Origin of the sequence: Campylobacter sp. RM19073, assembly GCF_024723495.1 — a bacterium.
GTDB lineage: Bacteria > Campylobacterota > Campylobacteria > Campylobacterales > Campylobacteraceae > Campylobacter > Campylobacter porcelli.
Map to the genome: position 1 here is coordinate 1 of NZ_JANQCT010000058.1, position 1,541 is coordinate 1,541.

Sequence of the window (1,541 nt, forward strand, 5' to 3'; positions counted from 1 at the left end):
CTAAAGCTTCGGTACTCATTTTAGCCCCGTTATATTTTCCGCGCAGAATCACTAGACCAGTGAGCTATTACGCTTTCTTTAAAGGATGGCTGCTTCTAAGCCAACCTCCTGGTTGTTTCAGTAACTCCACATCGTTTTCCACTTAAATGAGATTTAGGGACCTTAGCTGTTAGTCTGGGTTGTTCCCCTCTCGACGACGGATTTTATCACTCGCCGCCTGACTGCTGTGATTACACTTTGCGCATTCGGAGTTTGATAGGGTTTGGTACATTGGTGTATGCCCTAGCCCATTCAGTGCTCTACCTCACAAAGTTACTACACAACGCTATACCTAAATATATTTCGGAGAGAACCAGCTATCACGATGTTTGATTGGCCTTTCACCCCTATCCACAAGTCATCAGGAGCCTTTTCAACGGCCGTCTGTTCGGTCCTCCACTGGCTCTTACACCAGTTTCAACCTGCTCATGGATAGATCACATCGTTTCGGGTCTGCAGCATCTGACTATACGCCCTATTAAGACTCGCTTTCGCTACGGCTCCGGGTTTCCTTAACCTTGCCAGACACCACAACTCGCAGGCTCATTATGCAAAAGGCAGTCCATCACCCTGATAAATCATAGGGCTCTGAATGATTGTAAGCAAATGGTTTCAGGTTCTATTTCACTCTGATCACCTCAGTTCTTTTCACCTTTCCCTCACGGTACTTGTGCACTATCGGTCTAGTAGTAGTATTTAGGGTTGGATAGTGGTCTACCCAGCTTCAGACAGGATTACACGTGTCCCGCCCTACTCAGGATACTGCTAAGTATAAACGCACTTTCATATACGGGAGTATCACCCTCTATGCTTAAGCTTTCCAGCTTATTCTATTAGATTGTTTAAGTCTATGTTGCAGTCCTACAACCCCACTAGCAAGCTAGTGGTTTGCCCTCTTACGCGTTCGCTCGCCGCTACTAGCGTAATCTCGTTTGATTTCTTTTCCTGTTGGTACTAAGATGTTTCAATTCCCAACGTTCGCTCCGCATTGCGGTAGTATATATCACTATATACTGGGTTGCCCCATTCAGAAATTCCCGGATCAAAGCCCCTTGACGGCTCCCCGAGACTTATCGCAGCCTGGCACGTCTTTCATCGCCTCTACTAGCCAAGGCATCCACCATTTGCTCTTAGTAGCTTACCTTTTTTATTAGATTATTATATATTCTAATTCGCATCACTTCCTTGTTAAAGATAAAGATAATTAGTTAATCTTTATTAAAAGAATACCTTTTATTTAAAGATATGACTATTAAATTTATAGTGTTTAAATATTAACTTATAAGACGGAAAGCATTAACTACTATTAAGTAAGTTTTAAAACTTAATAGATTGTGAAGTTAAACTTGGTAGTTAATATATTTAGTTATTGGGATAACAGATTGTTTAATTAACTATTTGCTAAACTAAGTCCATATTTAAAGCTTTAACAAGTCCTGTAAAATTGTTTTAAATATTAAAACTTGATTGTGACTTTTAACAATAGGGAAATTAAATAACTT

The 1,541-nt window shown here is 40.6% G+C and carries 1 rRNA gene; it reads right to left on the reverse strand.

Features of this window, described 5'->3' with window-relative positions:
• Positions 1 to 1,183, reverse strand: a 23S ribosomal RNA gene (locus CSUIS19073_RS08220); the annotation flags it as partial.
• Positions 1,184 to 1,541 lie beyond the last annotated feature (358 nt).